The organism is Streptomyces sp. CHD11 (assembly GCF_018638295.1).
In the GTDB taxonomy this organism is placed as follows: Bacteria; Actinomycetota; Actinomycetes; order Streptomycetales; family Streptomycetaceae; genus Streptomyces.
The window spans coordinates 15,808-40,629 of the sequence record NZ_JABTTS010000032.1; the positions used below are offsets into that span (position 1 = coordinate 15,808).

A 24,822-nucleotide genomic window follows, 5' to 3' on the forward strand; every position below is an offset into this window, starting at 1 on the left:
CCGGCGGTTACTCCCCCGTCCGCCGCCGTCGCCGCGTGCGCAGGGCCGCGTCCACGGACAGCAGCGGAGCGCCCGCCAGGACGAGGGGGGTCCAGGCCATGAGGTACGGAAGATCGTTGCCGTAGTAGTACGGATCGGAGGCCCAGCTGACGGTCAGCCACAGGCTGAGGGAGATCAGCGCACCGCCGAGGGCGGCGAGGCGGGTGAACAGCCCGAGCAGGGCGCCGATGCCCACGGCCAGTTCGCCCAGGGCGATGGCGTAGCCGAACGCGACCGGGCTCTCCAGCGCCATGTCGACCATCGCGGGGATGGCGGAGGAGTCCCGGACGGCGCGCATCATGTCGCCGATGGAACCGGCGCCGGAGTCCTTCATGAACGCGCTGTCGGTCAGTTTGTCCAGGCCGGCGTAGACGAAGGTGACGCCGAGGAAGATGCGCAGGGGGACGAGGGCGTAGCGGGTGGCGGTGTCCCGCCAGTTGCCGTCACCGTCGAAATGGGGGGAGTGCGTGTCCGTGCGCATACCGTGCGTCATCGCTGTCCGCCGCCTCTCACTGCCGTGCCGGGGCCTCCCTTAGGAACCATACGTACGACAATCTGTCACGGCTCAACCCTGTGCACGGGGTTTTTCTCGCGGCGCCTACTCGGTCAGGTCGATGGTGTAGCGGTTCGTCTCCACGCCCGCCGCGGTGACGACCTGGACGTCCACGCGGCCGGGTTCGGCCTCCGCCGGTACCGGCACCGTCAGCAGCGCGTCCGTGGGGTTGTCGAAGCCGCCGGTGACCGGGACCAGCGGTACGTGGACGTTCACCGCCCCCACCCGCACCACCATCCGCGACAGCCGGTCTGCCCCCTGCGCTCCCACCGGCACGAACCCGGCCCCCCGGATCTCGATGTCGTCGCCGGTGCGGATCGGCGCGTCGAGAGCGCCGGCCTCCCGCGCCCGCACCACCGAGAGGATCACCGGACGCCCGCCCTCCGCGTACTTCCCCGCGAGATACGTCCCGGCCGACACCAGCACCACCACCGCGAGCCCCCACGGCAGATCCGGCAGCTGCTCCGGCCGCCGCGCCAGCCGGACCGCCGCGAACGCCAGGGCGACGCCGCTGATCACGACGTACTGGATGTCGGCGAAGCTCCCCCGCCCCGCGTCGTCGCTCAGCAGGTCCGCCGCCCTGGGCCGGTGGGCACGCACCTTCTGCAGCCGCTGCCCCTGCACCCGCAGCCCGACCACCCGCCGTACCAGCACGGCGATCGCGCACACCACCGCCAGCACGGTCACGACGCCCGCGCCGCGGGCGAGTTCGAGTCCGTCGATCAGCGCGTCACGCTCCCGGTTGCCGGAGGCGGCCGCCAGCTGCCCCGCCAGGACGAGCACCGTGAACGCCAGGAACAGCACCCAGCTAGCGGCCACCGCGCGGGAGGTGGAGAGCCGGTTGTCCTCTCCGATCACCGGCGCCAGCACACCACCGCGCGCCCGGTGGAACCAGGACGCGGCCGTCAGCGCGCCCGCCACCACCAGCGCGGCCAGCAGCCCGGCGGTGCGCGCGGCCGTCCACCCCGCGCCGATCGCCGTGAGCGCCTGGCCCAGGAGCAGCGCCACGACGCCCGCCCACACCACGGCCGCGGTCCACCTCCACAGTCGCGCCAGCCAGGCCGCGCCCTCGGCCCGTCCCCGCTCGGCGACCGCCTCCGCGGCCTGGGTCAGCTCCTCGGACACCCACTGCCGGGAGGCGGAGGGGGAGTACGCCACCGCGGCCGGCACCCCCTGCCCGGCCGCGAACCCGTCCCGCTTCAGCAGGAACGCGGCGACCGCGCGCCGGTGCCCCTCACGCGCCCCGTGCGGGCAGTCGCCGCAGGTGCAGCCGCCCTCGTGCGCGCCCGCGTCCATGCCGCCCTGCCTCGCCTCATGCACCGCCACGCCCGGAGTCCGCCTTCCCCACCGTCGACCACCACTACGACACCATCACGTCACTTGCCACGTCACCGCCGGCACCCGGACCACGGTCACTGCCGCCGGCCACCGCACAAGTCCCCCGTGACGAGTGCGAATTGTGCCCTACCGCACGCCCATCCCGTTCGGCAGGCCCGGTCCGTGCGAGTGAACTTCCAGGCGCCGGGTTGACCCCCGTTCTCAGTCCAGCAGATCCGGCTCGCTCCGGGTGATCTCCTGCCACATCGGCTGGTAGTTGATCCATGCCACGAGGTCCCCGCCGAGCTGCTCCCGGGTGGCGACCGCCTGCCGGTGGCCGATGAGCACGGGCCGTCCCGCCGCCTTCGCGGTGAGCTGCACCCGGCAGGACCGTTCCATGCTGGCGAACCACCAGGCCGCCGCGTCCACCGAGTCGCCCACGGTGAGCAGTCCGTGGTTGCGCAGCACCAGCGCCTTGCCGGACCCGAGCACACCCGCGATGCGCCGCCCCTCCTCCGCGTCGACGGTGACGCCACTGTAGGCGTCGTAGAGGGCGTGGTCCTCGTAGAAGGCGCAGCTCTCCTGGGTGATCGGGTCCAGCAGGTCGCCCAGGGCGGCGAGGGCCCGCCCGTGGACGGAGTGGCAGTGGGCGACGGCGACGACGTCGGGACGGGCCGCGTGCACCTGGGCGTGCACGGTGAACGCGGCCTGGTTGACGTGGTGGCCGCCCTCGATGACCTGGCCGTCCCGGTTGGCGAGGACGAGGTCGCTGACCGTGACGTGCCGGAAGGGCATCCCGAACGGGTTGACCCAGAAGCAGTCGGTGAACTCCGGGTCGCGTGCGGTGATGTGTCCCGAGACCCCGTCCTCGAAGCCCAGTCGCCCGAAGATCCGCAGCGCGCCCGCGAGCCGTTCCTTGCGGTGCCGGCGTTCGTCCTCCACGGATTCGTGCATGGGCGGCAGGGCGAAGCGCAGTGTGTCGGTGGGCAGCGGCAGGGGCGGCGTGGGCCCGTGCATGAGTCCTCCCGCGGGGGATGTGCGTACGGGGCGGAAGTTACCGGTGGGCCGTCCCGTACGACAGCTCTGTTCCGTAACGCCGGATACCCGACATGGGATGTCCGGTATCCGCGCCACACTCGTCCCATGAGCACAGAGACGACCGCGAACTGGGCGGCCTTCACCGCGGCCGAACCCGGGCTGGCGAAGACCGTCGAGGAGCGCTTCGCCGCGTACCCGCACCATGTTCTCGCCACCCTGCGCGGGGACGGCTCGCCGCGCACCACCGGCCTGGAGGTCCGCTTCCTGAACGGGGAGCTCTGGTTCGGCATGATGCCGGACTCCCGCAAGGCGCTGGACCTGCGCCGCGACCCGCGCTTCGCGCTCCAGGCGAACCCGGGGGAGGGCACCGGCATGGGGGGCGGTGACGTCCGCCTCGCCGGCCGGGCGGTCGAGATCCCCGCGGAGGACACGCGGACCCGGGCCCGGTACGCCGAAGAGGCGGAACCGCCGGAGCCGTTCCGCCTCTTCCGCACCGAGCTGACGGAGGTCGTGCGGACCTACGTCGAGGACGAGACGTACCTGGTCGTCCAGGTCTGGAAGCCCGGTGGGCCGGTGCGGACCCTGAGGCGGACCTGAGTCAGCGGGACTACTCCCACTCGATGGTCCCCGGCGGCTTGGAGGTGACGTCGAGGACGACCCGGTTGACGTCGCGCACCTCGTTGGTGATCCGGGTGGAGATCTTCCCGAGGACGTCGTACGGCAGCCGGGACCAGTCGGCGGTCATGGCGTCCTCGCTGGAGACGGGGCGCAGCACGATCGGGTGACCGTAGGTGCGGCCGTCGCCCTGGACGCCCACCGACCGCACGTCCGCCAGCAGGACGACCGGGCACTGCCAGATGTCCCGGTCCAGGCCGGCCGCGGTGAGCTCCTCGCGGGCGATGGCGTCGGCCTCGCGGAGCAGGTCGAGCCGCTCCCTGGTGACCTCGCCGACGATCCGGATGCCGAGGCCGGGGCCCGGGAACGGCTGGCGCTGGACGATCTCGTCCGGCAGGCCGAGTTCCTGGCCGACCATCCGGACCTCGTCCTTGAACAGCTGGCGCAGCGGCTCGATCAGCTGGAACTCGAGGTCCTCGGGAAGGCCGCCGACGTTGTGGTGGGACTTGATGTTGGCGGTGCCGGTGCCGCCGCCGGACTCCACGACGTCCGGGTAGAGCGTGCCCTGGACCAGGAACTCCACGGCCGGGCCCGCGTCCGCGATGATCTCGGCCTGGGCCTGCTCGAAGACCCTGATGAACTCGCGGCCGATGATCTTCCGCTTCTCCTCGGGGTCCGAGACGCCCTTGAGCGCGGTCAGGAACCGCTCCTCGGCGTCCACGACCTTCAGCTGCACGCCGGTCGCGGCCACGAAGTCCTTCTCGACCTGCTCGGTCTCGCCCTTGCGCATCAGGCCGTGGTCGACGTACACGCAGGTCAGCTGGGAGCCGATGGCCTTCTGGACGAGGGCGGCGGCGACCGCGGAGTCCACGCCGCCGGACAGACCGCAGATGGCGCGCCGGTCGCCGACCATCTCGCGGATCGCGGAGACCTGCTCCTCGATGACGCTGCCGGTGGTCCAGTCGGGGCTCAGGCCCGCGCCGCGGTACAGGAAGTGCTCCAGCACCTGCTGTCCGTGCGTGGAGTGCATCACCTCGGGGTGGTACTGGACGCCGTAGAGCTTCTTCTCGTCGTTCTCGAAGGCGGCGACCGGCACGACGTCCGTCGAGGCCGTGACGGAGAAGCCCTCGGGGGCGGCGGAGCAGGCGTCGCCGTGCGACATCCAGACGGCCTGCTCGCCCGGGGTGCCCTCGAAGAGGGTGGAGGAGATCTTGGAGACGTGCAGGTCCGTACGGCCGTACTCACGGGAGCCGGTGTTGTCCACCTGGCCGCCCAGGCTCTGGGCCATGAGCTGGAAGCCGTAGCACATGCCGAAGACGGGGACGCCGGCTTCGAAGATCTCGCGGTCGAGCCGGGGGGCGCCCTCCTCGTACACGGACGAGGGGCCGCCGGAGAGGATGATCGCCGCCGGGTTCCTGGCGAGCATCTCGGTGACCGGCATGGTGCTCGGCACGATCTCGCTGTAGACCCGTGCCTCGCGGACGCGACGGGCGATGAGCTGGGCGTACTGCGCGCCGAAGTCGACGACCAGAACGGTGTCGGGCGCGTTGGCAGCGGGAGACGCTGATGACACGAGGTGCCTTCCGGCGGTGGGGCGGGAGTCTTGTGCCTCCCGATTCTACCGAGGCGGCGAAGGGTCACGTCCCGCGCCGGACGGAACGGCCCGGGGGCCGCGGAACGAGGGCCGCCCGGTGCCCCCGTCTCACCATGCGGCCCCGGTTGGACGACCGCCGCCCGCCGGGCATACTTGCCCCATGCTCACGCACCCGACCTTCCTCTTTACCTATGGCACCCGGCCCGCCGGCTGCCATGGTCGTGCTGCTTGAGCAACTGACAAGCGACTTCCCAGGCGCCCCGGGCCGACAAGGTCCGGGGCGCCTGCCGTTGTCCGGACCCTGCCGCTCCGGGGCACCCCGCGCACCACTCAACCGAGGAGCCCCGACATGACCGCCACCACCACCGAGCCGGCCGAGAAGACCGGAGCCCGCACCACCGAGGCCGCCGAACTGATCACCGGTGCCCGTGAGCGGATCGACGCGCTCGACGACCGGATCATCGGCCTCGTGCAGGAACGGATGGCCGTGTCGGCCGTGATCCAGAAGGAACGGATCGCCTCCGGCGGCCGGCGCGTGAACCTCTCCCGCGAGATGGAGATCCTCGCCACCTACCGTGACGCCCTGGGCAAGCCCGGCACCACGCTGGCGATGACCCTGCTGGAGCTGTGCCGGGGCAGGATCTGAGATCCGCGTTCCCGGTACGGCCGTACGTCCGTCCCTCACCCGTACGGCGCGTGACCGACACCGGAACCGCTTCGTTGGTCCCGGTGTCCGCGTCGGCCAGGGGCGGACCCGAGCAGCACCACGCGTGACTTCCCGGAGCGATGAGACGTGCGGCTCGTGCCGCACGTCGCGGGACCTCGCTCACGGGAAGTGACCGGACGGCAGGGGACAGCGGCCCGGTCACCCCAGAGAACGGCCGGTCCCGGGACGCCCGGGACCGGCCGTCGGGGACCCGCCACACGCCTGGCGTACGGAGCACCACGCCGCGGTCCGCGTCCTCCCCGGCCGGCTCCGTCTCCTTGCCGCGGCCCGCTTCCGGCCCCGGCAGGGCCTCCCGCCGCCCCCGGCCGTCAGGATCCGCGCACCCCTCACCCACGGCCCTCGGCCGCCCGGTCACCCCGCGCGCCCGCGCCGACGGCGGTCACCCTTCGCATGTGATCCAGATCACACGAGGAATCTCTGCGTGACAGGACAACCATCCGGGCGCCCTGTCGATCACACTCACCGAGATCCTCACGGACCGCACGGCCGAGGGAGAAGGACCTGAGCTCGGAGGGGGGCACAGGTCCTTCTCCCTCGGGCGTCTCTCCCGGGGCGTCTCGCCCGTGACGTCTCAGTTCCGCTTCGGCGGGACCGCCGGCATCCCCAGGAACGGCAGCTTCAGCGCGCCGAACGCGTCCGCCGGGACCGCCGGGGACTTCGGCTCGACCGGAGTGAGGCGCCGGTACTGCTCCCCCTGCTCCGGCCGCGGATCGGCCTCCCCCTTGTTGGGCCAGTACGACATCGCCCGCTCGGCCTGTGCCGTGATGGTCAGGGAGGGGTTGACGCCCAGGTTCGCCGAGACCGCCGATCCGTCCACGACCGAGATCCCCGGGTGGCCGTAGAGGCGGTGGTAGGGGTCGATCACACCGGTGTCGCGGGACCCGCCGATGGGGCAGCCGCCCAGGAAGTGGGCGGTCAGCGGCATACCCGTCAGCTCACCGACATTCGAGCCGGCGAAGCCGTTGATCTCGGCCGCCAGCGCCGAGGCGCCCTCGGTGGCCGCCTTGATCTGCTTGGGATTGGGGGCTCCGTGGCCCTGCCGGGCGGTGAGCAGTCCGCGGCCGGCGCCGGACGGCTTGACGTACGTCGTCAGGGAGTTGTCCAGCGACTGCATCACCAGCCCGATGATGGTCCGCTCCGACCAGCGCCGGTTGGAGAGCGAACGCGCCATCAGCACGGGGTGCCGCACCGCGTTGCCCAGCCAGCCCAGCACCCGGGCGGTGCCCGAGCCGCCGCCCGCGTACGGCACCTGGAGGATGGACAGGCTGCCCATCGAGTTGGAGCCCCTGCCGTAGCGGACCGGTTCGATATGGGTGTTCTCGTCGGGATGGATCGAGGACGTGATGGCCACCCCGCGGGTGAAGTCGGCCTTCGGCGCACCGGTGGCCCTGCGGTAGCGGCGGTTGTCGGTCTGCGCGCCGACGAGCGCCTCGGAGTTGGTACGGGTCAGCTCGCCCAGCCTGTCCGAGAGGTGCGGCAGCCGGCCTCCGTCCCGCATCCGGTGCAGCAGTGTCTGGGTGCCGTAGGTACCGGCGGCCAGGACGACCCGGCGGGTGCGGAAGGTACGGCCCCTGCCCTTGCGGCGCTGGTCGGTCGGGAGCGTGGCGACCGCGTACCCGCCGCGGGAGTCCTCGGTCACCGACACCGCCGTCGTCATGGGGTGGACGACCGCGCCGGCCTTCTCGGCGAGGTGGAGGTAGTTCTCGTTGAGGGTGTTCTTCGCACCGTGCCGGCAGCCGGTCATGCACTCGCCGCACTCGGCGCAGGCCCGGCGCGAGGGTCCCGCCCCGCCGAAGTACGGGTCGGGCACCTCCTGCCCCGGCTTCGCCTTCCGCGTGCCGTCGGCGTCCTCGCCGTCACCGAAGAAGACACCGACCGGAGCCATGTGGAAGGAGTCGCCCACGCCCATCCGTTCGGCCGCCGCCTTGAGATGCACGTCCGACGGGGTCATCGTCGGGTTGAGCCGCACGCCGAGCATGCGCCGCGCCTGGTCGTAGTACGGCTTCAGCTCGTCCTGCCAGTCGGTGATGTGCCCCCACTGCGGGTCGTCGAAGAACGGCTTGGGCGGTACGTAGAGGGTGTTGGCGTAGTTGAGGGAGCCTCCGCCGACACCGGCGCCGGCCAGCACCATGACGTTGCCGAGCAGGTGGATGCGCTGGATGCCGTACATGCCGAGCTTCGGCGCCCAGAGGTAGTTCTTCAGGTCCCAGGAGTTCCTGGGCAGTGTGGCGCGGGTGAAGCGGCGGCCGGCTTCCAGGACGCCGACGGTGTATCCCTTCTCCGTCAGACGGAGTGCGGACACGGAGCCGCCGAAGCCGGAACCGACGACGAGGACGTCGTAGTCGTAATCCTCCTGGGGCACGGGTGTCTCCTCTTCGGGTGTCGCGTGCGGGTGATCGGTGGCTCTCTCGCGTTCGCGCGACGGAGCCGCATACCGGCCCCGCCCCGCGCCCCGAAGGCCGGTCACCTGAACCGGAATGCCTTCATCAGACGCAGACTGCGGCTCATGAAGGCCGCGTACTTCTCGTCGTCCATGCCCAGGGAGGGCGCCATCGGCAGCAGACGCTGGTGGGCCACCGTCTGGGCCTCGGTGTACTTGAGGATGCCCTCGGAGCCGTGCCGGCGGCCGAGACCGGAGTCCTTCATGCCGCCCATCGGCGACTGGACGCTGCCGTACGCCGGCGCGTAACCCTCGTTGATGTTGACCGTGCCGGTGCGCATACGGGCGGCGATCTCCCGGCCGCGCCGGGCGTCCCTGGTCCAGACGGAGGAGTTCAGGCCGTACGGGGTGGAGTTGGCGGCCTCGACCGCCTCGTCGTCGGAGGAGAAGCGGTAGACGGAGACGACCGGGCCGAACGTCTCCTCGGAGCAGACGCTCATGGGGTTCTCCACCCCGTCGAGGATGGTCGGCTCGTAGAAGTAGGGGCCGATGTCCGGCCGGGCCGTGCCGCCCGCGAGCACCCTGGCGCCCTTGGCGACGGCGTCGTCCACATGCCGGGTGACGGCGTCCAGCTGGCGCTGCCCGACCAGGGAGCCCATGCCGGCCCCGTAGGCGAGGGACGTGCCGAGGCGGATGGCCCTGGTGCGGGCGGCGAAGCGTTCCAGGAAGGCGTCGGCGACGGACGCGTGGACGTACAGCCGCTCGATGGAGATGCACAGCTGGCCCGCGCTGGAGAAGCAGGCGCGGACGGCGCCCGCGGCCGCCTTGTCGAGGTCGGCGTCCTCGAGGACCAGCATGGCGTTCTTGCCGCCCAGTTCGAGGGAGACGCCGACCAGACGGGCGGCGGCACCCTGGGCGACCTCACGGCCGGTGCGGGTGGAGCCGGTGAAGGAGACGTAGTCGGCGTGACGGACGACCTCGGGGCCGATGACCGGGCCCTCACCGAGGACGACCTGGAAGACGTCGGCGGGCAACCCGGCCTCGATCAGCAGGTCACGGGCCCACAGCGCGGTCAGGCAGGTCTCCGTGTCGGGCTTCATCACGACCGCGTTGCCCGCGACGAACGCCGGGAGCGCGTCTCCGACGGAGAGCTCGAGGGGGTAGTTCCAGGGAGCTATCTGGCCCACGACACCGCGCGGGTGCCGCAGTTCGGTGACCTTCGTCAGGGCCGGCACGGCGCCGGCGTGCCGCTTGGGCCGCAGGTAGGAGGCGGCGCGGCGGCCGTAGTGACGGGCGGCGACGGCGACGGCCTGCACCTCCTCGTGGGCGTGCAGCCGGGCTTTGCCCGTCTCCAGCTGGATCAGGTCGAGCACCTCGGCCTGGCGCTCCAGCACCAGGTCGTGGAAACGCAGCAGAACGGCGGCGCGCCGGCGCACCGGGACCCGCGCCCAGACGGCCTGGGCGGCGCGGGCCGCCTCGAAGGCACCGGCCACGTCCTCGGGCGTCGACTCGGGCAGGTCGGCCAGCTTCTCGCCGGTGAACGGCGTGTGGTTGGCGGTTCGGCCGGAGCCGGGCACACCCTTGGTGAGCTGGGCGACCAGCTCCGGCGTGACCACGTCGGCGGCGGTGCGTGCGCCCTCCGGGGCGGGGGCGAGGGGATTGGTGCCGGCGGTTTCCCGGGTCTGCGCGTCCGTCATGAGCCGCAGGGTATGCCGGGGCGCACCCTTTGTGTACCCGTCGGTAACAGATTCCCGCACGGTCCACACATCGCCAGTGAACACTGGCAACAAACCACCTGATCAGGGCGTTGATGATCGGACCGGCCCCGGTCCACTACGTTTCGGTCTCGAGCCGGTCCGGAGCGACGGCGTCGGAGCTGGCGGAGCTGGCGGAGCTGGCGCGTCAGAGCCGTCGGAGCTGTCGGAGCTGTCGGAGCTGGCGCGTCAGAGCCGTCAGAGCCGTCGGAGCTGTCGGAGCTGTCGGAGCTGTCAGAGCTGGTGGACGTCCCAGGAATCGATGACGGTCCGGGCGATCTTCCGGCCCTCGTCCGCGAAATGGCCCTCGCCCGGGTAGGCGATCCAGAGCCGGTACATGTCGCCGTCCTGGTTCCGGTAGTACATGACCTGCACCTCGCGCACCAGCGCCGGTGTGGTGGTGGTCGTGTGGACGATGGTGTTCGTGGCCGCGTCGCGGTCCTTGTACGTGGTCTCGCGCGGCTGTCCCTCCGGCGCCGGCTCGGGGGCGATGCGCAAGCCGTAGTCGCCGTCCTTGAGGTCGTTCCAGTGCGTGAACGCCTGCTCGGAGGCGGACGACTGGAGGTCGCCCTTCTCGTCCTCGGCCTTGATGTCCCGGTCGGCCTCGATCCGCACCATCCCGCTGGGGTCGGTGAAGGAGACGGCCGTCCCGTCCGCGTCCTCGGCGGGCTCGTCCTCGACGAAACCGCCGGGAACCGCGACGGCGACACCCGCCTTCTCCCCGAGGTCGTGCCGCTTCCAGCCGTCCGGGAGGGGACCCGCGAAGGGGTCCGCGATCACCAGGTACGCCGCGACCGCCGCGGCGACCACCACCGCGCCCAGCCCGGTCAGGGTCTTGCGGCCGACCCGGATGCCCTTGCCGCCGTGGTCCGGCGCGGGGAGCGGGGCGACCTGCGTGGGCTGCGGGGCGGGCGGGTTCGCGGCCGCCTCCAGTACGGCGCGGACCTGGGCGGCGTTCGGCCGGCGCGCCGGGTCCTTCTGCAGCAGGGCGGTGATGACGCCGGCCAGAGGCCCCTGCGCGGCGGCGGGCGGCGCCGGGGTCGCGTTGAGTACGGACTGGAGGGTGGCGGGGGTGTTGCTGCGGCGGAACGGCGAGACCCCCTCCGTCGCCGCGTACAGCACCACGCCGAGCGACCACAGGTCGGAGGCCGGGCCGGGGCGCTGGCCCAGCACCCGCTCCGGCGCGATGTACTCCGGCGAACCGACGAAGCCGCCGGTGTCGGTCAGATTGGTCTCGCCCTCGATCTGGGCGATGCCGAAGTCGGTGAGCACGACGCGGTCGTGCCGGCCGAGCAGTACGTTGTCCGGCTTCACGTCCCGGTGCAGGATGCCCGCCGCGTGCGCGGCCTCCAGCGCGCCGAGCACCTCCAGGCCCACCCTGGCCGCCTCGCGTACGGAGAGGGTGCCCTCCTCCTGCAGCACACCGCCCAGCGAACGGCCATGGACCAGCTCCATCACGATCCACGGCCGGCCGTCGACCACCGCGACGTCGTGGACGTTGACCACCGCCGGGTGGTCGAGCCGGGCGGCGGCGCGGGCCTCACGGCGCATCCGCTCGTAGGCGTTGGCCCGTTCGCGTTCGGGAAGGTGGTCCGGAACGCGCGGTTCCTTGACGGCGACCTCGCGGTCCACCGTCTCGTCCTTGGCCCGCCACACGGTACCCATGCCGCCGTGCCCGAGCTTGGCGAGCAGCCGGTAGCGGCCGGCGATCAGCCGTCCGGTGCCGGGATCGGGCGCGCTCGTCGGCTGGGGGGTCCGGTCCTGTCCCGCGCCGTGCGGGTGTGGCGGAGGCTGCGGGACCTGCCCGGCCTGCCCGGTCGGGTGCGGCTGCTGCGCCTGCTGCGGGACCACCTGGGTCGAGGCCGCGTAGGGGTTGTCGGCGTGCGGCGCCGGCATGGGCGGATTCGGCGGTTGCAGACCAAAACTGGTGGGCTCGTCGGATCCGCTGTGGGCTCCCCCGTTGCTGCTCATGGTTCATCCATATCGCGCGGGGCCCTCACGGATCCACTGCGGGCGCCCACCGGTCACAGACCCGTGACCCTGGCCGGAACTTATCTCCCTTTTATGGCTCTTTGAGGCCGGCCTGAGGTGAGGAACCCGACATCGGTGGCCCGGCCGCCGTCGGGTCGGCCACCGTCGAGCCTGCCGTCGGGTCCGTTGCCGTCGGATCCGCCGCCGTGGAGCCGGACTCCGACTCCGACTCCGACGGCAGCGTCCGCTGGGGGCCGGTGGTCGTGGGGACGGACGCCGGCGGCCGGGGACCGGGGACCGGGTCGGCCGGGGGTGTCTCCGGCGCCGTGCTGCTCGGCTTGTCACCCCCGTCGCCGTCCCGGTCCTGCAGGAGCAGCGCCGCCGCGGAGACTCCCGCCCCCGCCATAGCGGCGACCACCAGCGCGGCCACCAGCACCCCCTTGGTGGGCTGCCGCCGGACGGGAGCCTCCCCGAAGGCTCCCGGCCTCGGGGCGTCCGGCCCCTTACCGGCCGTCCGCCAGGCCGCGAACCTCCCGCGGGGCAGCTCCCGGTCCGGCGGCAACAGCCCCGGCGGCGCCGACTCCGGAGTGCGGCCCGTGGCGAGGAACGCCCTCAGCATCCGTTCGGCCCGGTCCGCGTCCAGCCGGCGGTCCGGGTCGCGTTCCAGCAGGCCGCGCACCACGGGCAGGACCGGCCCGGCCTCCGCGGGCGGGCGGATCTCGTCCACCACGACCGCGTGCAGGACGCCGCTCAGCGAGTCGCGCCGGAACGGCGACTCGCCGCTGAGCGCCGTGCACAGCAGCGCGCCGAGCGACCACAGGTCGGACTCGGGTCCCGTCCGCGCGCCGGACATCCGCTCGGGCGCGGTGTACTCGGGAGAGCCGACGAAGGAGCCGGTCTCGGTGAGCGTGGTGGAGCCCGACACCTGGGCGATGCCGAAGTCGGTGAGCAGCACCCGGTCGGTACCGTCCTCCAGCAGGACGTTGGCGGGCTTGAGGTCGCGGTGCAGCACACCGGAGGTGTGGGCCGCGCGCAGCGCGCCGAGCAGGTCGACGCCGATCCGCGCGGCCTCCGCGGCGTCGACGGGGCCCTGCTCGGCGATGCGCTCGGCGAGGGACGGCCCCTCGATCAGCTCCAGGACGATGTACGGACGCTCGTCGTCCTCGACGACATCGTGGACGACGATGATGTTCGGGTGGCTCAGCTGGGCGAGGGCACGGGCCTCGCGCAGGGTGCGGTCGCGCTGCCGCCGGGCCTCGGCCGCGGAGAGCGTCTCGTCGAAGGGGAGTTCCTTCACGGCGACGCTCCGCGCCAGCAGTTGGTCGGTGGCCCGCCAGACCACGCCCATGCCGCCGCGGCCGATCCTCGCCTCCAGCCGGTAACGACCCGCGATGACACGCGCGTTGTGCCGTGCGGTCCCGTGCTCCGGATCCCCCTCGGTCACCATGCGCCCATCATGCCCCACCGGATGTGTCCGCTCCGGTACGGCGATTCGGCCAAGCGGCGCTCCGGTGCCCCCGTCACGGCGTCAGGGCTCGCGCCAGCCCCGCAATATCGTCCGGAACTGCTCGCCGGTGGTGTCCCAGTCGGCGGCCGGAGCGGACATGTAGATCGCGTACTCGACACCGTCGCGCGAGATGTACATCTGGTCGACCGCCCGGCGCGGGCCGGGGAACTCCGTGTCCTTGGCCAGCGCCGTCCAGCTGTACTCCAGCCGTGCGCTGCCGAGGTCACGGTAGGTCAGACGCCGCAGGCCCAGCCGCTCGTAGTCGACCAGGCGCCCGCCGATCTGCTGGTCGAGATCGCTCAGATGCTCGTAGGCGTCGTCGAAGTCGGGGGAGTCGTCCATGGCGATCCGCAGGAAGTGCTCGCCGCCGTCGGGCGTGTAGTCGACCTGCCGGGTTCCCTCGTCGAAGACCACCCGCTCCCAGTCCTCACCGGGCAGGACGACGCTGAAGCCGAGAGGGTCGGTGCGGCGCACCCAGCCCTCGGGGAGGTCCCCCGCCCTGTCGGGCCCGCCGGTCTTCGGGGTACTGGGCCGCGGGGCGGGTCCGGGGGTCTCGCCGGAGCCGGTCGCGGTGCCGCCCCGGTCCCACTGCTGGAGCACCACCGCGGTTCCGCCGCCGACGATGACGGCCAGGGCGACGACCAGGGCGATCATCCGTCCGCGCACCCGCCGGCGCGGCGTGGCGGGCGGCCCGTACGGCTGCTGGACGGCGGTGGGACCGCTCGGCCGCGGATACGGCGGCGCCGCGCCGACGGCGCTCTCCGGCCCGCGCTGGTGCGGCAGCGGCGGCGGTACCCGGGCCTCGACGGCCCGGGTCGGCACGTACTCCTGTGCCGCGCGCGGCCGGCGTCCCTCCGCGGCCTCGGCGAGCAGCTGCTCGGCCTGGGAGGGGTCGGGCCGGGTGGCCGGATCCTTGCGCAGCAGCGCGCTGATGACGGGCGCGAGCGGGCCGGCGTGCCGCGGCTCGTCGGCCTCCTCCTCGACGACGGCCTGCATGGTGCTCAGCGGCGTGGTGCGACGGAACGGCGAGACGCCCTCCACCGCCGTGTACAGCGTCGCGCCGAGTGCCCACAGGTCGGAGGAGGGGCCGGGGTCGTGGCCGCGGACCCGCTCGGGTGCCAGGTAGTCGACCGAGCCGACGACCTCTCCGGTGCGGGTGATGGCCGTGTCGCCGTCTATCTGGGCGATGCCGAAGTCGGTGAGCAGCACCCGCCCGTCCCGCCCGAGCAGCACATTGCCGGGTTTGACGTCGCGGTGCAGTACGCCGGCGGTGTGCGCGGCGCGCAGGGCGCGCAATACCCACAGGCCGATCCGGGCGGCCTCACGGGGCTCGACGCGTTCCCGTTCCTTCAGCGCGTCGGCGAGGGAGTGACCCTCGACCAGTTCCATCACGATCCACGGCCGGCCGTCGTGCTCCAGCACGTCGTGCACCGTGACGACGGCGGAGTGGTTGATCCGCGCGGCCGCCCGCGCCTCCGCGCGGGTGCGCGCCAGCAGCGTGGCCCGTTCACTGTCGGAGACGTAGAGCGCCGCGGTCAGTTCCTTGATGGCGACCGAGCGGTGCAGCACCTCGTCGTGGGCACGCCACACTCGGCCCATGCCACCGCTCCCGATGGATTCACCGAGCCGGTAGCGGCCCGCGAGGAGCGAGCCCTGCATCTGATTCACGTTGCCCCGCAATGGTCTTGACAGGGCCAGCGTAAGTACACAGGACCAATCCTGGGAACCGACGGCGGGCCATGGAGACCGCACTGTGATGGTTGTCGCTCTCTGCGGTGGGAGGCAACCAGAACGCCCGTGTCCGCGTGGTGACGGCGGTTCAGCCGGTGTACCGGTAGGTCGCCGACGCCTGCTCGTACAGCCGTGTCACCTCGTCCCGCTCGGCCTCCGGTCCGCGCACCTGCACCACGTGGTAGCGGCCGTCGATCAGCGCCGCGAGGTTGCGGACGTACAGCTCGCCCCCGTCGCCGGTCCAGGTGAACTGGCCCTCGGCCATGGTCCGCCCACCCACCTCTATGGTCTTCAGGCCGGTGGAGGTGGCCCAGCTGGAGTCGCGGTAGGGCTGGAGTTCGCGCTCGTCGTCCCGCTGGTAGCCCATGGGGTCGCTGCCGTACTCCTCCGCGCTGTCCCGGCCGGGGACGACGATGAGCTCGAAGTCGCCCCGGGAGTAGACCACCTGGCCGCTGCCGTTCTTCGCGGCGCGCTGCCAGTTCTCGGCGACGGCGACCCGGAAGCCCTCCGGGTCCGAGCGCAGGGTGAAGCCGTCGGCGACCTCGGGACCGGTGGTCTGGGTCTCGTTGTCGGCGGCCGACTCCCCGGGGCTGCTGCCGGGGGTGCCGCCGGGACCGTCCCCGGGTCCCGGCGCGTTCTGCCCGCCGCCGGTCGGGTCCGGTGCCGCACTGACCTCACCGGCGGAACCGGCACGGTCGGTGGACGCCCCCGCGCTTCCCTCGTCCGTCTTCGGCATGAACAGCACCGCGTACGCGATCGCCGCCGCCATGGCGAGCAGCACCAGCAGAAGCAGGGAGCGGCCGAGCCGGCGCGGGGACCCGCTTTCCCGTTTCGTCCGCTTGTGCCGTCCGTGGTGGGCGGGGAGCCCGGCCCGCCGTCTGCGCACCAGCTCGCCCCGGCGCCGTAGGACGGGAAGTCTGCTGGTGTCGGCGGGGGGTGCCGCTATGACGTGCACACCGGCCTCGGGCTCGGGCGCGGAGCGCACCAGCGAGCGCAGCCAGCCGCGCAGCTCCTCGTAGTCGGAGCGGTCGGTGGGGTCCTGACGCAGCAGCGACTCCACGACCGGCCGCAGCGGCCCGCACTCCTCGGCGTAGGCGGGCGGCTCGGCACACACCATCTGCACCAGCTCGGCCGTCGACTCCTCCGGGTAGGGCGCGTGTCCCTGTACGGCGCGGAACAGCAGGGAGCCCAGGGCCCACAGGTCGGTGGCGGGGCCGATGGGCGCGGCCAGCTGCCAGTTCTCGTGCACCGGGCCTGCCTGCTCCGGCGCCCACCGCTCGGTCACGGGTCCGACGACGGCCATCCGTGCCTGCCGCGCCCGCTCGGCGGCCAGCGCGGTGGCGGGGCCGCGGCGGGCGGGGGTGTGCGCCACCATGTCGTCCCAGCGGGCGGGAGGGGTGGCCGCGCCGGGGGCGCCGACCGCTTCGAGGGCGCCGGGTCCGGTCGGGCCGCCGGGGACTTCCCCCAGGGCTTGTGGGGCTCCGGCGCCGGTGCGGGGCGTGGCCGCGCCGACGCCGTAGGGGTCGGCTATCTGTCCCGGGGGCCCCGCGCCGGGCGGCGGACCGCCGCCCTCGGGTGCGGGGCGGGCGCCGGGCAGGGCCGTACGGCTGCTCTGCTGGGCCTCCTGCACCCGGGCGGCGGCACGGGCGCCGGCCCGGTACGCGGCGATCGCTCCCGCCCGGGCCGCCCGCACGTCTCCGGCACTGTCGAGTGCCCGGGGCGCCGCTACGGGGGTGAGACCGCCCGGCAGGTCCGCGCCGCCGTCGGGCAGCCGGCCGGCCCGCGCCTCGATGGCGGCCCGGCGCGCGGCCTCGGGGTCGGGGTCCGGGTCACGGGCGAACCCGGGCGGCCAGGACGGGCCGCGCGCGGTGTCCGGCGTGCCGGCCCGCGCCGCCGCCGGCCCCCGGGCTTCGAGCGCCTCCGGCTGCCGCGGATCCGGTTCCGGGTCGGGGGCGGGCACCGGGTCGTAGCCGCACAGTGCCTCCTCAGCGGCGCCGACCGCGAGGCCGGTCAGCATGACCCGGCCGTCGTCGCAGACGAGGACCGTGCGCGCGGTGATGTTGCGGTGCACCCAGCCGTGGGAGTGCAGCACCCTCAGGGCCGTCAGGACGTCGGAGGCGACCTCCGCCGCCCGGTACGGGGAGAGCGGTTTCTCCGCGAGCAGGGCGGCCAGCGGACGCGCGGCCACGAGTTCGCTGACTATCCACAGCGAACCGCCCTCCGCGAACACGTCGAAGACCTGGTCCAGGCGCGGATGGTCGGGGATGGCGGCCGCCGCCTGCGCGGCCTCGACCGCGCGCCGCACGACCGGGTCGGCGGGCCGCCGCGCGCCCGCCCGCGCGGCTGCGGACCCGGAGCCGCCACGCCGTGTGTCACGGGCGGTGAAGCCGTCGGGCAGCCCCTCGGCGTCGAGCACTTCGGCCTCGACGACCTCCGGCAGCGGCACCTGCCTGACCAGGACCTCCTGCCCGCTGTAGGTGTCGAAGGCGCGGGTCTCGGTCAGCTCGTACTCGTCGGAGGGGGGCAGCGGCAGGCGGTAGCGGTCGGCGAGAACCCGTCCCGCATAGTCGTCCACGTTGCCTCCCCCGGCACTACGGTCGGTCAGTTCCGTTCGCCAAGCGCACCGTCGAGGCGGCGTACGGTCCGCAACCACTCACGATACGTGCCGGAGGCAACCCGCAGAGAGGGGATGCCACATCTGACACCCCTTTCCGAAACCGCTCACGCTCAGGCCTTCGGCCGGAAGGTCTCGGTCAGCGTCCGCCAGGTGTCCTTACGCTGATCGCTGTCCCACCGGTCCGCCCTGGCCGTGTACATCAGGCCGTAGCCGAGCCGGTCGCCGACGACGGTCCCCCGGTCGACGGAGCGGTACGTGGTCCCGCCGTCGACGTAGGTGAACTCCCAGTCCGCCGTCTTCCAGCCCCGGTACTCCACCGCCTCGATACTGATCCGCCGGTACTGGGCACGCACCATGGCGCGCTCCTGGTTCTTCCAGTCCGCGACCGGGTCGTCCTTCGGCGTGGTCGTCCAGCCGATCAGCAGCTTCTGTCCGTCGGGGCCGGTGAACCGGTCACCGGCGGCACCGGACGACTGGAACGTCCACCCCGCGGGCAGCCCGATCGCATACCCCTGGCTCCCCTTGTACGTCTCCGCCGCCTCCGCGTCCCCGCCGTCCCCGGCCGAGCCGTCCGGCCCGCCGGCGCCGGCGCCCGGGTCGCTCGTTCCCGTGCCCTCGCCCGTGCCCTCGCCCGCCTCGGCCGATCCGGACGCCTTGTCGCCGCCGCGGGTGCCGTCGGTGCGGGTGCCGTCGTTCTCGTCGCTCCTGGTGTCGGCGCTCGGGTCCTGGCCGGCGGCGGTCCGGTCGCCGCCGCTGCCGTTCGCTCCCTGGCCGCCCTCGTCGTCGCCACCGCTGAGCACGATGGCCAGCACGATGCCGAGTACGGCGAGGGCCGCGACCACCGCGATGACGACCAGGGTCCGCCGGGGCACCACATCGGTGATCGACGCCCGCGGCACTGGCCGGGCCGGCATGTCCGGCGGCGTCATCACCGGCCACCCCGAACTGCGGCCGGCCGGGGGCCGGTGCGCGGCACCCCGGCCGCCCGGTCCCGGAGCCGGACCCGCCGCGGTGGCGGACGCGGGCGGGGAGGGCGCGGGCGGGGAGGGCGGGGCGCCGGTGGAGGGGAACGCCGCCTGGCCGGCCCCTGCTCCGGACGCCCCGGCCGGAGCGTCCGCGGGCGTCGCGGCCGTCCCGGACGACGCGGCGGTGGTACGGCTGGTGGACTTGGCGCGGGCCGCCGCGGCGGCGCCCGCGGAGCCCGCCGCCACGGCGGCCTTCCGCATGGAACGCAGCGCGCCCCGCAGCTTCTCCCCCGGCTCCTCGCCCCGCCCGCTCCTGACGTCCCGTTCGCCGGGCTGCTCGGGCAGCGGCACGACCTTCGTGGCATCCGCCGGCTCCTGGCCGGCCCGGGGCACGGGCGCGTTGACGACCGCGTTCAGCAGGGCCCGGGCCCCGCTGACGTCGAGCCGCTGGGCGGGGTCCTTGGTGAGCAGTCCGTAGATGACCTCCCGCAGCGGTCCCGCGTTGCGGGGCTCCTCGAGCGGTTCCGTCATCACCGCCGTGAGCGTCGCGATCGCGGAGCCCTTGTCGTACGGAGGTGTGCCCTCCACCGCCGCGTAGAGCAGCCCGCCGAGCGACCAGAGGTCCGCCGCCGGTCCTGGTTTGTGTCCGCGCGCCCGCTCCGGGGAGATGTACGAGGGAGCGCCGACCAGCATCCCCGTGGAGGTGATGGACGGGTCGCCCTCGACCTGGGCGATGCCGAAGTCGGTGAGCACGACCCGGCCGTCCTCCGCGATCAGCACGTTCGACGGCTTCACGTCACGGTGCAGGATGCCCTCCCGGTGCGCGGAGCGCAGCACGTCGAGCACGGCGAGCCCGACCTCGGCGGCACGCCCCGGCTCCAGCAGGCCGTCCTCCCGGATGACCTCGGCGAGTGACTTGCCCTCGACGAGTTCCATCACGATCCAGGGGCGGTCGTCCTCCTGCACCACGTCGAAGACGGTCACGGCACTGTTGTTGCGGATCCGCGCGATCGCCTTGGCCTCGCGCAGCGTCCGTGTGATCAGCCGCCGCTTCTCCTCCTCGTCGATGCTCGACGGAAAGCGGAGTTCCTTGACGGCGACCGTTCTCCCCAGGGTCTCGTCCTGGGCACGCCACACCGTCCCCATGCCGCCGCGGCCGAGCACGTCTCCCAGCCGGTACCGCCCGGCGAGGAGACGTGCGCTCTTGTCCTGACGGGATGTCCCCGCCCGCTCCGCCTCCGACATGCGTCCCCTCATGCAACCCGCCCTGACAGAGCCTTCATTGTCCCTCACCCGACAAGTGGCTGACGCCCAGGGTGCCTCTGCCCGCGCCACGGACCCGGCGCGTACGGGACCCGGATGACGTACGCGCTCCCCCGGGCCTGCATGATGTGCCCCGACAAGGGAGGCTCAGGGATGTCATCGCTTCGGGCCCTGACGGCCGTTCCGCTGATCCTGGCCCTGCTCGCCCTGGCCCCGGCCGCCTCTCCGGCCCCGGCGCCCCGGGGCGCCGACGCGCTCCTTCCGCTGCTGGTCACCCGGGGTGGCGCCCCCGCCGCGGCCCTGCTGGTCTCGGAGGAATCCGGCCCGCGCTACGCCCACGCCGGCCCCGGCATCGGGCGCGCCGACCACTTCCGGGCCGGCAGCGTCACCAAGACGTTCATCGCCGTCGTCGTCCTGCAACTGGCCGAGGAGGGTCGTCTGTCGCTCTCCGACACCGTGGGAAAACATTTGCCCGGACTGGTGCGGGGAGCGGGCCACCACGGCAGCGCGCTGACCCTGCGTTCCCTGCTCACCCACACCAGCGGTCTCCCCGACTTCACCGCGGATACCCGGGGCGCCCTCCCGGTGACACCTCTTCAGGCCGTACGCATCGCACTCACCCACCCTCCGGCCGAGCGCGGCCGGTTCCACTACTCGAACACCAACTACGTACTGCTCGGTCTGGTCGTCGAACAGGCCGCCGGCCGCTCCTACGCCGACGAGACCGAACGCCGTGTCCTCGCTCCACTGGGTCTGACCGGCACGTCCTTTCCGGGCTCCCGCACCTCTCTGCCGCGGCCTCACGGCCGCTCCTACGCCGCCGACGGAACCGACGTCACCCTGCTCGACCCGCGGGTGGCCGGCGCCGCGGGCGAGATCGTGACCACGCTCGCCGACCTGGACCGCTTCTACTCGGCCCTGCTCGGCGGTGAGCTGCTGCCCCCGCACCGGCTGCGGGACATGCTCGACACCCGCGCCGCACACGGCGCGTACGGCATGGGGCTGTTTCCTGTGACGCTTCCGTGCGGCACCACCGTGTGGGGGCACAACGGGCGCGTCCCCGGCAGCTATGTGCGCACCGCGGCCACCGTCGACGGCCGGCGTGTGCTCACCTTCCGGGTGAACACGGACGCGATCGCGGACCCCGGCCTCGAACCCGCGGTGCTCGCGGCCGGGTTCTGCCCTCGCACCCGGTAGAACGGCCGGGCCCCGAACGGGGCTCCCGGATTCCGCCACCCGTCCGAGTGATGTGAGACGCCGTCAGCCGCCCCCGTGGACGACTACAGCTGCGCGATGTCCGGCGCCCCCAGTCGCGCCGCGTCCGCGGTCAGGTCGTCGGGCTGCCGCTGCGACTCGCGCTCGGCCTCCACCCGCTTCTCGAAGTGCTGGACCTCGCGCTCGACCTGCCCCTGGTCCCAGCCCAGCACCGGCGCCATCAGCTCGGCGGCCTCCCGCGCACACCGCGTGCCCCGGTCGAACGTCTCGATCGAGATCCGGGTGCGACGGGTCAGCACATCGTCCAGGTGCCGGGCACCCTCGTGCGAGGCGGCGTAGCTGATCTCGGCGCGCAGATAGTCGTCGGCCCCGCCCAGCGGCTCGCCCAGCGAGGGATCGGCGGCGATGAGATCCAGGACCTCCTCCGCCATCGTGCCGTACCGCTGCAGCAGGTGCTCCACCCGGACCGGGTGGAGCCCGGTACGGGCCGCCGTCCGCGCCCGTGCGTTCCACAGCGCGTGGTAGCCCTCGGCGCCCACCAGCGGCGTCTCCTCGGTGACGCAGGCGGCGACGCGCACGTCGAGTCCGTGCACCGCCGCGTCCACCGCGTCCTTGGCCATGACCCGGTACGTCGTGTACTTGCCGCCCGCCACCACGACCAGTCCGGGTACCGGATGGGCCACCGTGTGCTCGCGGGACAGCTTGCTGGTGGCGTCCGACTCGCCGGAGAGCAGCGGTCGCAGGCCGGCGAACACACCCTCGACGTCGTCCCGGGTCAGCGGCACCGCGAGCACCGAGTTCACGTGCTCGAGCAGATAGTCGATGTCGGCGCTGGACGCGGCCGGGTGCGCCTTGTCCAGGTCCCAGCCGGTGTCCGTGGTGCCGACGATCCAGTGCCTGCCCCAGGGAATGACGAACAGGACGGATTTCTCGGTGCGCAGGATGAGCCCGGTCGTGGAGTGGATGCGGTCCTTGGGGACGACCAGGTGGATGCCCTTGGAGGCCCGGACATGGAACTGCCCTCGCTCCCCGACCATCGCCTGCGTGTCGTCGGTCCACACACCGGTGGCGTTGACGACCTGCTTGGCGCGGACCTCGTACTCGCCGCCGCCCGCCACGTCGTGCACCCGGGCGCCGACGACGCGTTCACCCTCCCGCAGGAACCCGGTCACCCGGGCACGGTTGGCGGTCTTCGCGCCGTACGCCGCGGCCGTGCGGACCAGGGTGGCGACGAACCGGGCGTCGTCCATCTGCGCGTCGTAGTACTGCAGGGCGCCGACCAGCGCGTCCTTCTTCAGACACGGGGCGACACGCAGGGCATGACGCCTGCTCAGGTGCCGGTGCACGGGCAGTCCCCGACCGTGGCCGCGGGCCATCGCCATGGTGTCGTAGAGCGCGACGCCCGCTCCGGCGTACAGCCGCTCCCAGCCCTTGTGCTGCAGGGGGTACAGAAACGGCACCGGACGCACCAGATGCGGAGCGAGCCTTTCCAGGAGCAGACCGCGCTCCTTCAGCGCCTCGCGGACGAGGGCGAAGTCGAGCATCTCCAGATAGCGCAGGCCACCGTGGATCAGCTTGCTGGACCGGCTGGAGGTGCCCGACGCCCAGTCGCGCGCCTCGAGAAGTCCCGTGGACAGGCCCCGTGTCACGGCGTCGAGCGCCGTGCCCGCACCGACCACTCCGCCACCCACCACCAGCACGTCCAGTTCGTGCTCGGCCATGGATGCGAGTGATTCGGCGCGCTGCGCCGGCCCCAGTGTCGCTGTCCTCACCGCTGCCTCCCGCTCATCGGTCGCGTCGGCCGCACCTGTGGGGCGAAGCCCGGTCCCTCATCCTCATGCCCAGATTCTGACCCTCTTGCCCGACTTCAGCCACACGCGCCCCCAGCCTGTGGACAACACCCGCGGAACGACTCACCGAAACCAACCGATCAATCCCACATATCGGTCATATTTACTCCTAGTCTGACATTGCGCTCGCCTGTCCAGTCCACAGCGCTTGCGCACCTGTCGCACTCCGGTTATTGGGAAGGACGGCCCACGCCATGCCCGCAGATCTCGCCGTCATCGGACTCGGCCCGTACGGACTGCCCCTGGCCCAGGCCGCCGTCACCGCCGGCATCCCCACCGTCGGATACCGGACCGGCCCCGAGCCCGGCTCCCTCAGCGCCGCCGAGCAGCGCCGCATGCTGGCCCAGGGCTTCCGCACCACCACCAACCCCGCCGAACTGGGCCGGGTGCGCACCGCCGTCATCTGCGCGCCGACCCTACGCGGCACGGACGGCGGACCGGCCCTCGGGCAGGTCGAGACGGCCGCTCGGACCCTCGCCACGCGGCTGCGCCCGCACACCACGGTGATCCTGGAGTCCCCGGTCCCCCCCGGGACGACGGAGGGGCCCCTGCTGCGCCTGCTCGAATCGGGTTCCGGTCTCCGCGCCGGACGCGATTTCCACCTCGCCCACTCCCCCAGCCGCGTCGACCCGGGCAACCGCGACTTCACCCCCGCCAACACCCCGAAGGTCATCGGCGGCCTCACCCCCGCCTGCACCGAGTCGGCCGCCGCCTTCTACGGCCGGCTCACCGACAAGGTCGTCCGCGCGCGCGGCCCGCGCGAGGCGGAGACCGTGCAGCTCCTGGAGACCAACTTCCGGCACGTCAACATCGCCCTCGTCAACGAGATGGCCGCCCTCTGCCACGACCTGGGCATCGACCTGTGGGACGTGCTGCGCTGCGCGGAGACCAAACCCTTCGGCTTCCACCCCTTCCGCCCCGGCCCCGGCGTCGGCGGCCACGCCGTCCCCCAGGACCTGACCGCCCACGCGGGCCGCACCCTGCGCATGGCGGAACTCGCCCAGGAGGTCAACAGCCGGATGCCGCGCTACGTCGTGCAGCGCGCCGCCGCGCTCCTCAACGAGCACGGCAAGTCCGCGCGCGGCGCACGTGTGCTGCTCCTCGGCGTCACCTACAAGGCCGACCTCGCCGACCAGCAGGGCAGCCCGGCCCAGGAGATCGCGGTCCGGCTGATGGAACTGGGCGCCTCCATCAGCTACCAGGACCCGCACGTCCCGTCCTGGAACGTCCTCGACCGCCCCGTCCCCCGCGCGGACTCCCTCTACGAGGCCGCCGCCGACGCCGACCTGACGATCCTGCTGCAACAGCACCGCACGTACGACCTCCAGGGCCTGTCGGTGAAGGCCCAGCTCTTGCTGGACACCCGGGGGGCCACTCCTACGGGGGCGGCGCACCGGTTGTGAGGAGGGGGCGCGCGGAGGCTGTCCGCGCCACAGGGTTGGTGGTGGGCGGGGTGCCGCACGGGTACGGTAGAAAACAGGCGGAGCCCACCGCAGCGGTCACTGCGGCAGGCTCCGGAATGGTTCACGGGTGTCCGCCCCCAGTCTTCGTGGGGGCGGCCGCTCACCATCCGAAAATCCGCAAGATCCACCTCCTCCGGCACTTCACCGCCCACGGACGGATCCGATCCCAGCGAGTGGGCCTGCGGTGGCGTCCCATGGGCGCCCCCTTCCACGACACCGCCCA

15 protein-coding genes and 1 pseudogene are annotated in these 24,822 nt (G+C 73.0%); 4 read left to right on the forward strand and 12 right to left on the reverse strand.

Going from position 1 to position 24,822, the window contains the following annotated elements; genetic code table 11:
• Window positions 1-7: 7 nt before the first annotated feature.
• From HTV45_RS27775 to HTV45_RS27785, 3 genes are all read right to left on the reverse strand, one after another.
• Window positions 8-532, reverse strand: a complete 525-nt coding sequence (locus HTV45_RS27775; protein WP_215208648.1) for a DoxX family protein — start codon at window positions 530-532, stop codon at window positions 8-10.
• Window positions 533-637: 105 nt separating this feature from the next.
• Window positions 638-1,918 (reverse strand): hypothetical protein, encoded by a 1,281-nt coding sequence (locus HTV45_RS27780; protein WP_215208649.1) that lies wholly within the window; start codon window positions 1,916-1,918, stop codon window positions 638-640.
• A 213-nt stretch (window positions 1,919-2,131) separates the two neighbouring features.
• Window positions 2,132-2,926 carry a class II aldolase/adducin family protein gene (locus HTV45_RS27785; RefSeq protein WP_215208650.1) on the reverse strand — a complete coding sequence of 265 codons (795 nt, stop codon included), beginning with the start codon at window positions 2,924-2,926 and terminating at the stop codon, window positions 2,132-2,134.
• Window positions 2,927-3,052: 126 nt separating this feature from the next.
• Here HTV45_RS27785 and HTV45_RS27790 point away from each other — a divergent pair, with 126 nt between their 5' ends.
• Window positions 3,053-3,544 (forward strand): pyridoxamine 5'-phosphate oxidase family protein, encoded by a 492-nt coding sequence (locus tag HTV45_RS27790; protein ID WP_215208651.1) that lies wholly within the window; start codon window positions 3,053-3,055, stop codon window positions 3,542-3,544.
• A gap of 10 nt (window positions 3,545-3,554) precedes the next feature.
• Here the strand turns inward: HTV45_RS27790 and guaA are convergent, their stop codons facing one another.
• On the reverse strand, window positions 3,555-5,135 hold the full coding sequence (gene guaA, locus HTV45_RS27795; protein ID WP_215208652.1) for a glutamine-hydrolyzing GMP synthase: 1,581 nt from the start codon (window positions 5,133-5,135) through the stop codon (window positions 3,555-3,557).
• A 370-nt stretch (window positions 5,136-5,505) separates the two neighbouring features.
• Between guaA and HTV45_RS27800 the strand changes: the two genes are divergently transcribed.
• The gene (locus tag HTV45_RS27800; protein ID WP_215208653.1) at window positions 5,506-5,802 is read left to right on the forward strand and encodes a chorismate mutase; all 297 of its coding nucleotides are present in this window, start codon (window positions 5,506-5,508) and stop codon (window positions 5,800-5,802) included.
• A gap of 652 nt (window positions 5,803-6,454) precedes the next feature.
• Here HTV45_RS27800 and HTV45_RS27805 read toward each other — a convergent pair.
• From HTV45_RS27805 to HTV45_RS27835, 7 genes and pseudogenes are all read right to left on the reverse strand, one after another.
• Window positions 6,455-8,245 (reverse strand): GMC family oxidoreductase, encoded by a 1,791-nt coding sequence (locus HTV45_RS27805; protein ID WP_215208654.1) that lies wholly within the window; start codon window positions 8,243-8,245, stop codon window positions 6,455-6,457.
• Window positions 8,246-8,346: 101 nt separating this feature from the next.
• Window positions 8,347-9,960, reverse strand: coding sequence for a succinic semialdehyde dehydrogenase (locus HTV45_RS27810; RefSeq protein ID WP_215208655.1), 1,614 nt, complete (start codon window positions 9,958-9,960; stop codon window positions 8,347-8,349).
• A 291-nt stretch (window positions 9,961-10,251) separates the two neighbouring features.
• Window positions 10,252-11,988: a serine/threonine-protein kinase gene (locus HTV45_RS27815; RefSeq protein ID WP_215208656.1), complete on the reverse strand. Its 1,737-nt coding sequence runs from the start codon at window positions 11,986-11,988 to the stop codon at window positions 10,252-10,254.
• A 313-nt stretch (window positions 11,989-12,301) separates the two neighbouring features.
• Window positions 12,302-13,435 (reverse strand): annotated as a pseudogene (locus HTV45_RS27820) (serine/threonine-protein kinase); the annotation flags it as partial.
• 81 nt (window positions 13,436-13,516) lie between these two features.
• The gene (locus tag HTV45_RS27825) at window positions 13,517-15,154 is read right to left on the reverse strand and encodes a serine/threonine-protein kinase (RefSeq protein ID WP_215208658.1); all 1,638 of its coding nucleotides are present in this window, start codon (window positions 15,152-15,154) and stop codon (window positions 13,517-13,519) included.
• A gap of 160 nt (window positions 15,155-15,314) precedes the next feature.
• Entirely contained in the window at window positions 15,315-17,801 is a 2,487-nt protein-coding gene (locus HTV45_RS27830) for a protein kinase (protein ID WP_215208659.1), read from the reverse strand.
• A 152-nt stretch (window positions 17,802-17,953) separates the two neighbouring features.
• On the reverse strand, window positions 17,954-20,053 hold the full coding sequence (locus HTV45_RS27835) for a serine/threonine-protein kinase (RefSeq protein WP_215208660.1): 2,100 nt from the start codon (window positions 20,051-20,053) through the stop codon (window positions 17,954-17,956).
• A 171-nt stretch (window positions 20,054-20,224) separates the two neighbouring features.
• Between HTV45_RS27835 and HTV45_RS27840 the strand changes: the two genes are divergently transcribed.
• A complete protein-coding gene (locus HTV45_RS27840; protein WP_215208661.1) occupies window positions 20,225-21,268 on the forward strand; it encodes a serine hydrolase in 1,044 nt (347 codons plus the stop codon).
• An 83-nt stretch (window positions 21,269-21,351) separates the two neighbouring features.
• Here the strand turns inward: HTV45_RS27840 and HTV45_RS27845 are convergent, their stop codons facing one another.
• Complete coding sequence (locus tag HTV45_RS27845) at window positions 21,352-23,058, reverse strand: glycerol-3-phosphate dehydrogenase/oxidase (RefSeq protein WP_215208662.1); 1,707 nt, start codon at window positions 23,056-23,058, stop codon at window positions 21,352-21,354.
• Between the two features lie 272 nt (window positions 23,059-23,330).
• On the opposite strand from HTV45_RS27845, the gene HTV45_RS27850 reads away from it, so the two are divergent.
• Window positions 23,331-24,539, forward strand: a complete 1,209-nt coding sequence (locus tag HTV45_RS27850) for a nucleotide sugar dehydrogenase (RefSeq protein WP_215208663.1) — start codon at window positions 23,331-23,333, stop codon at window positions 24,537-24,539.
• Window positions 24,540-24,822 lie beyond the last annotated feature (283 nt).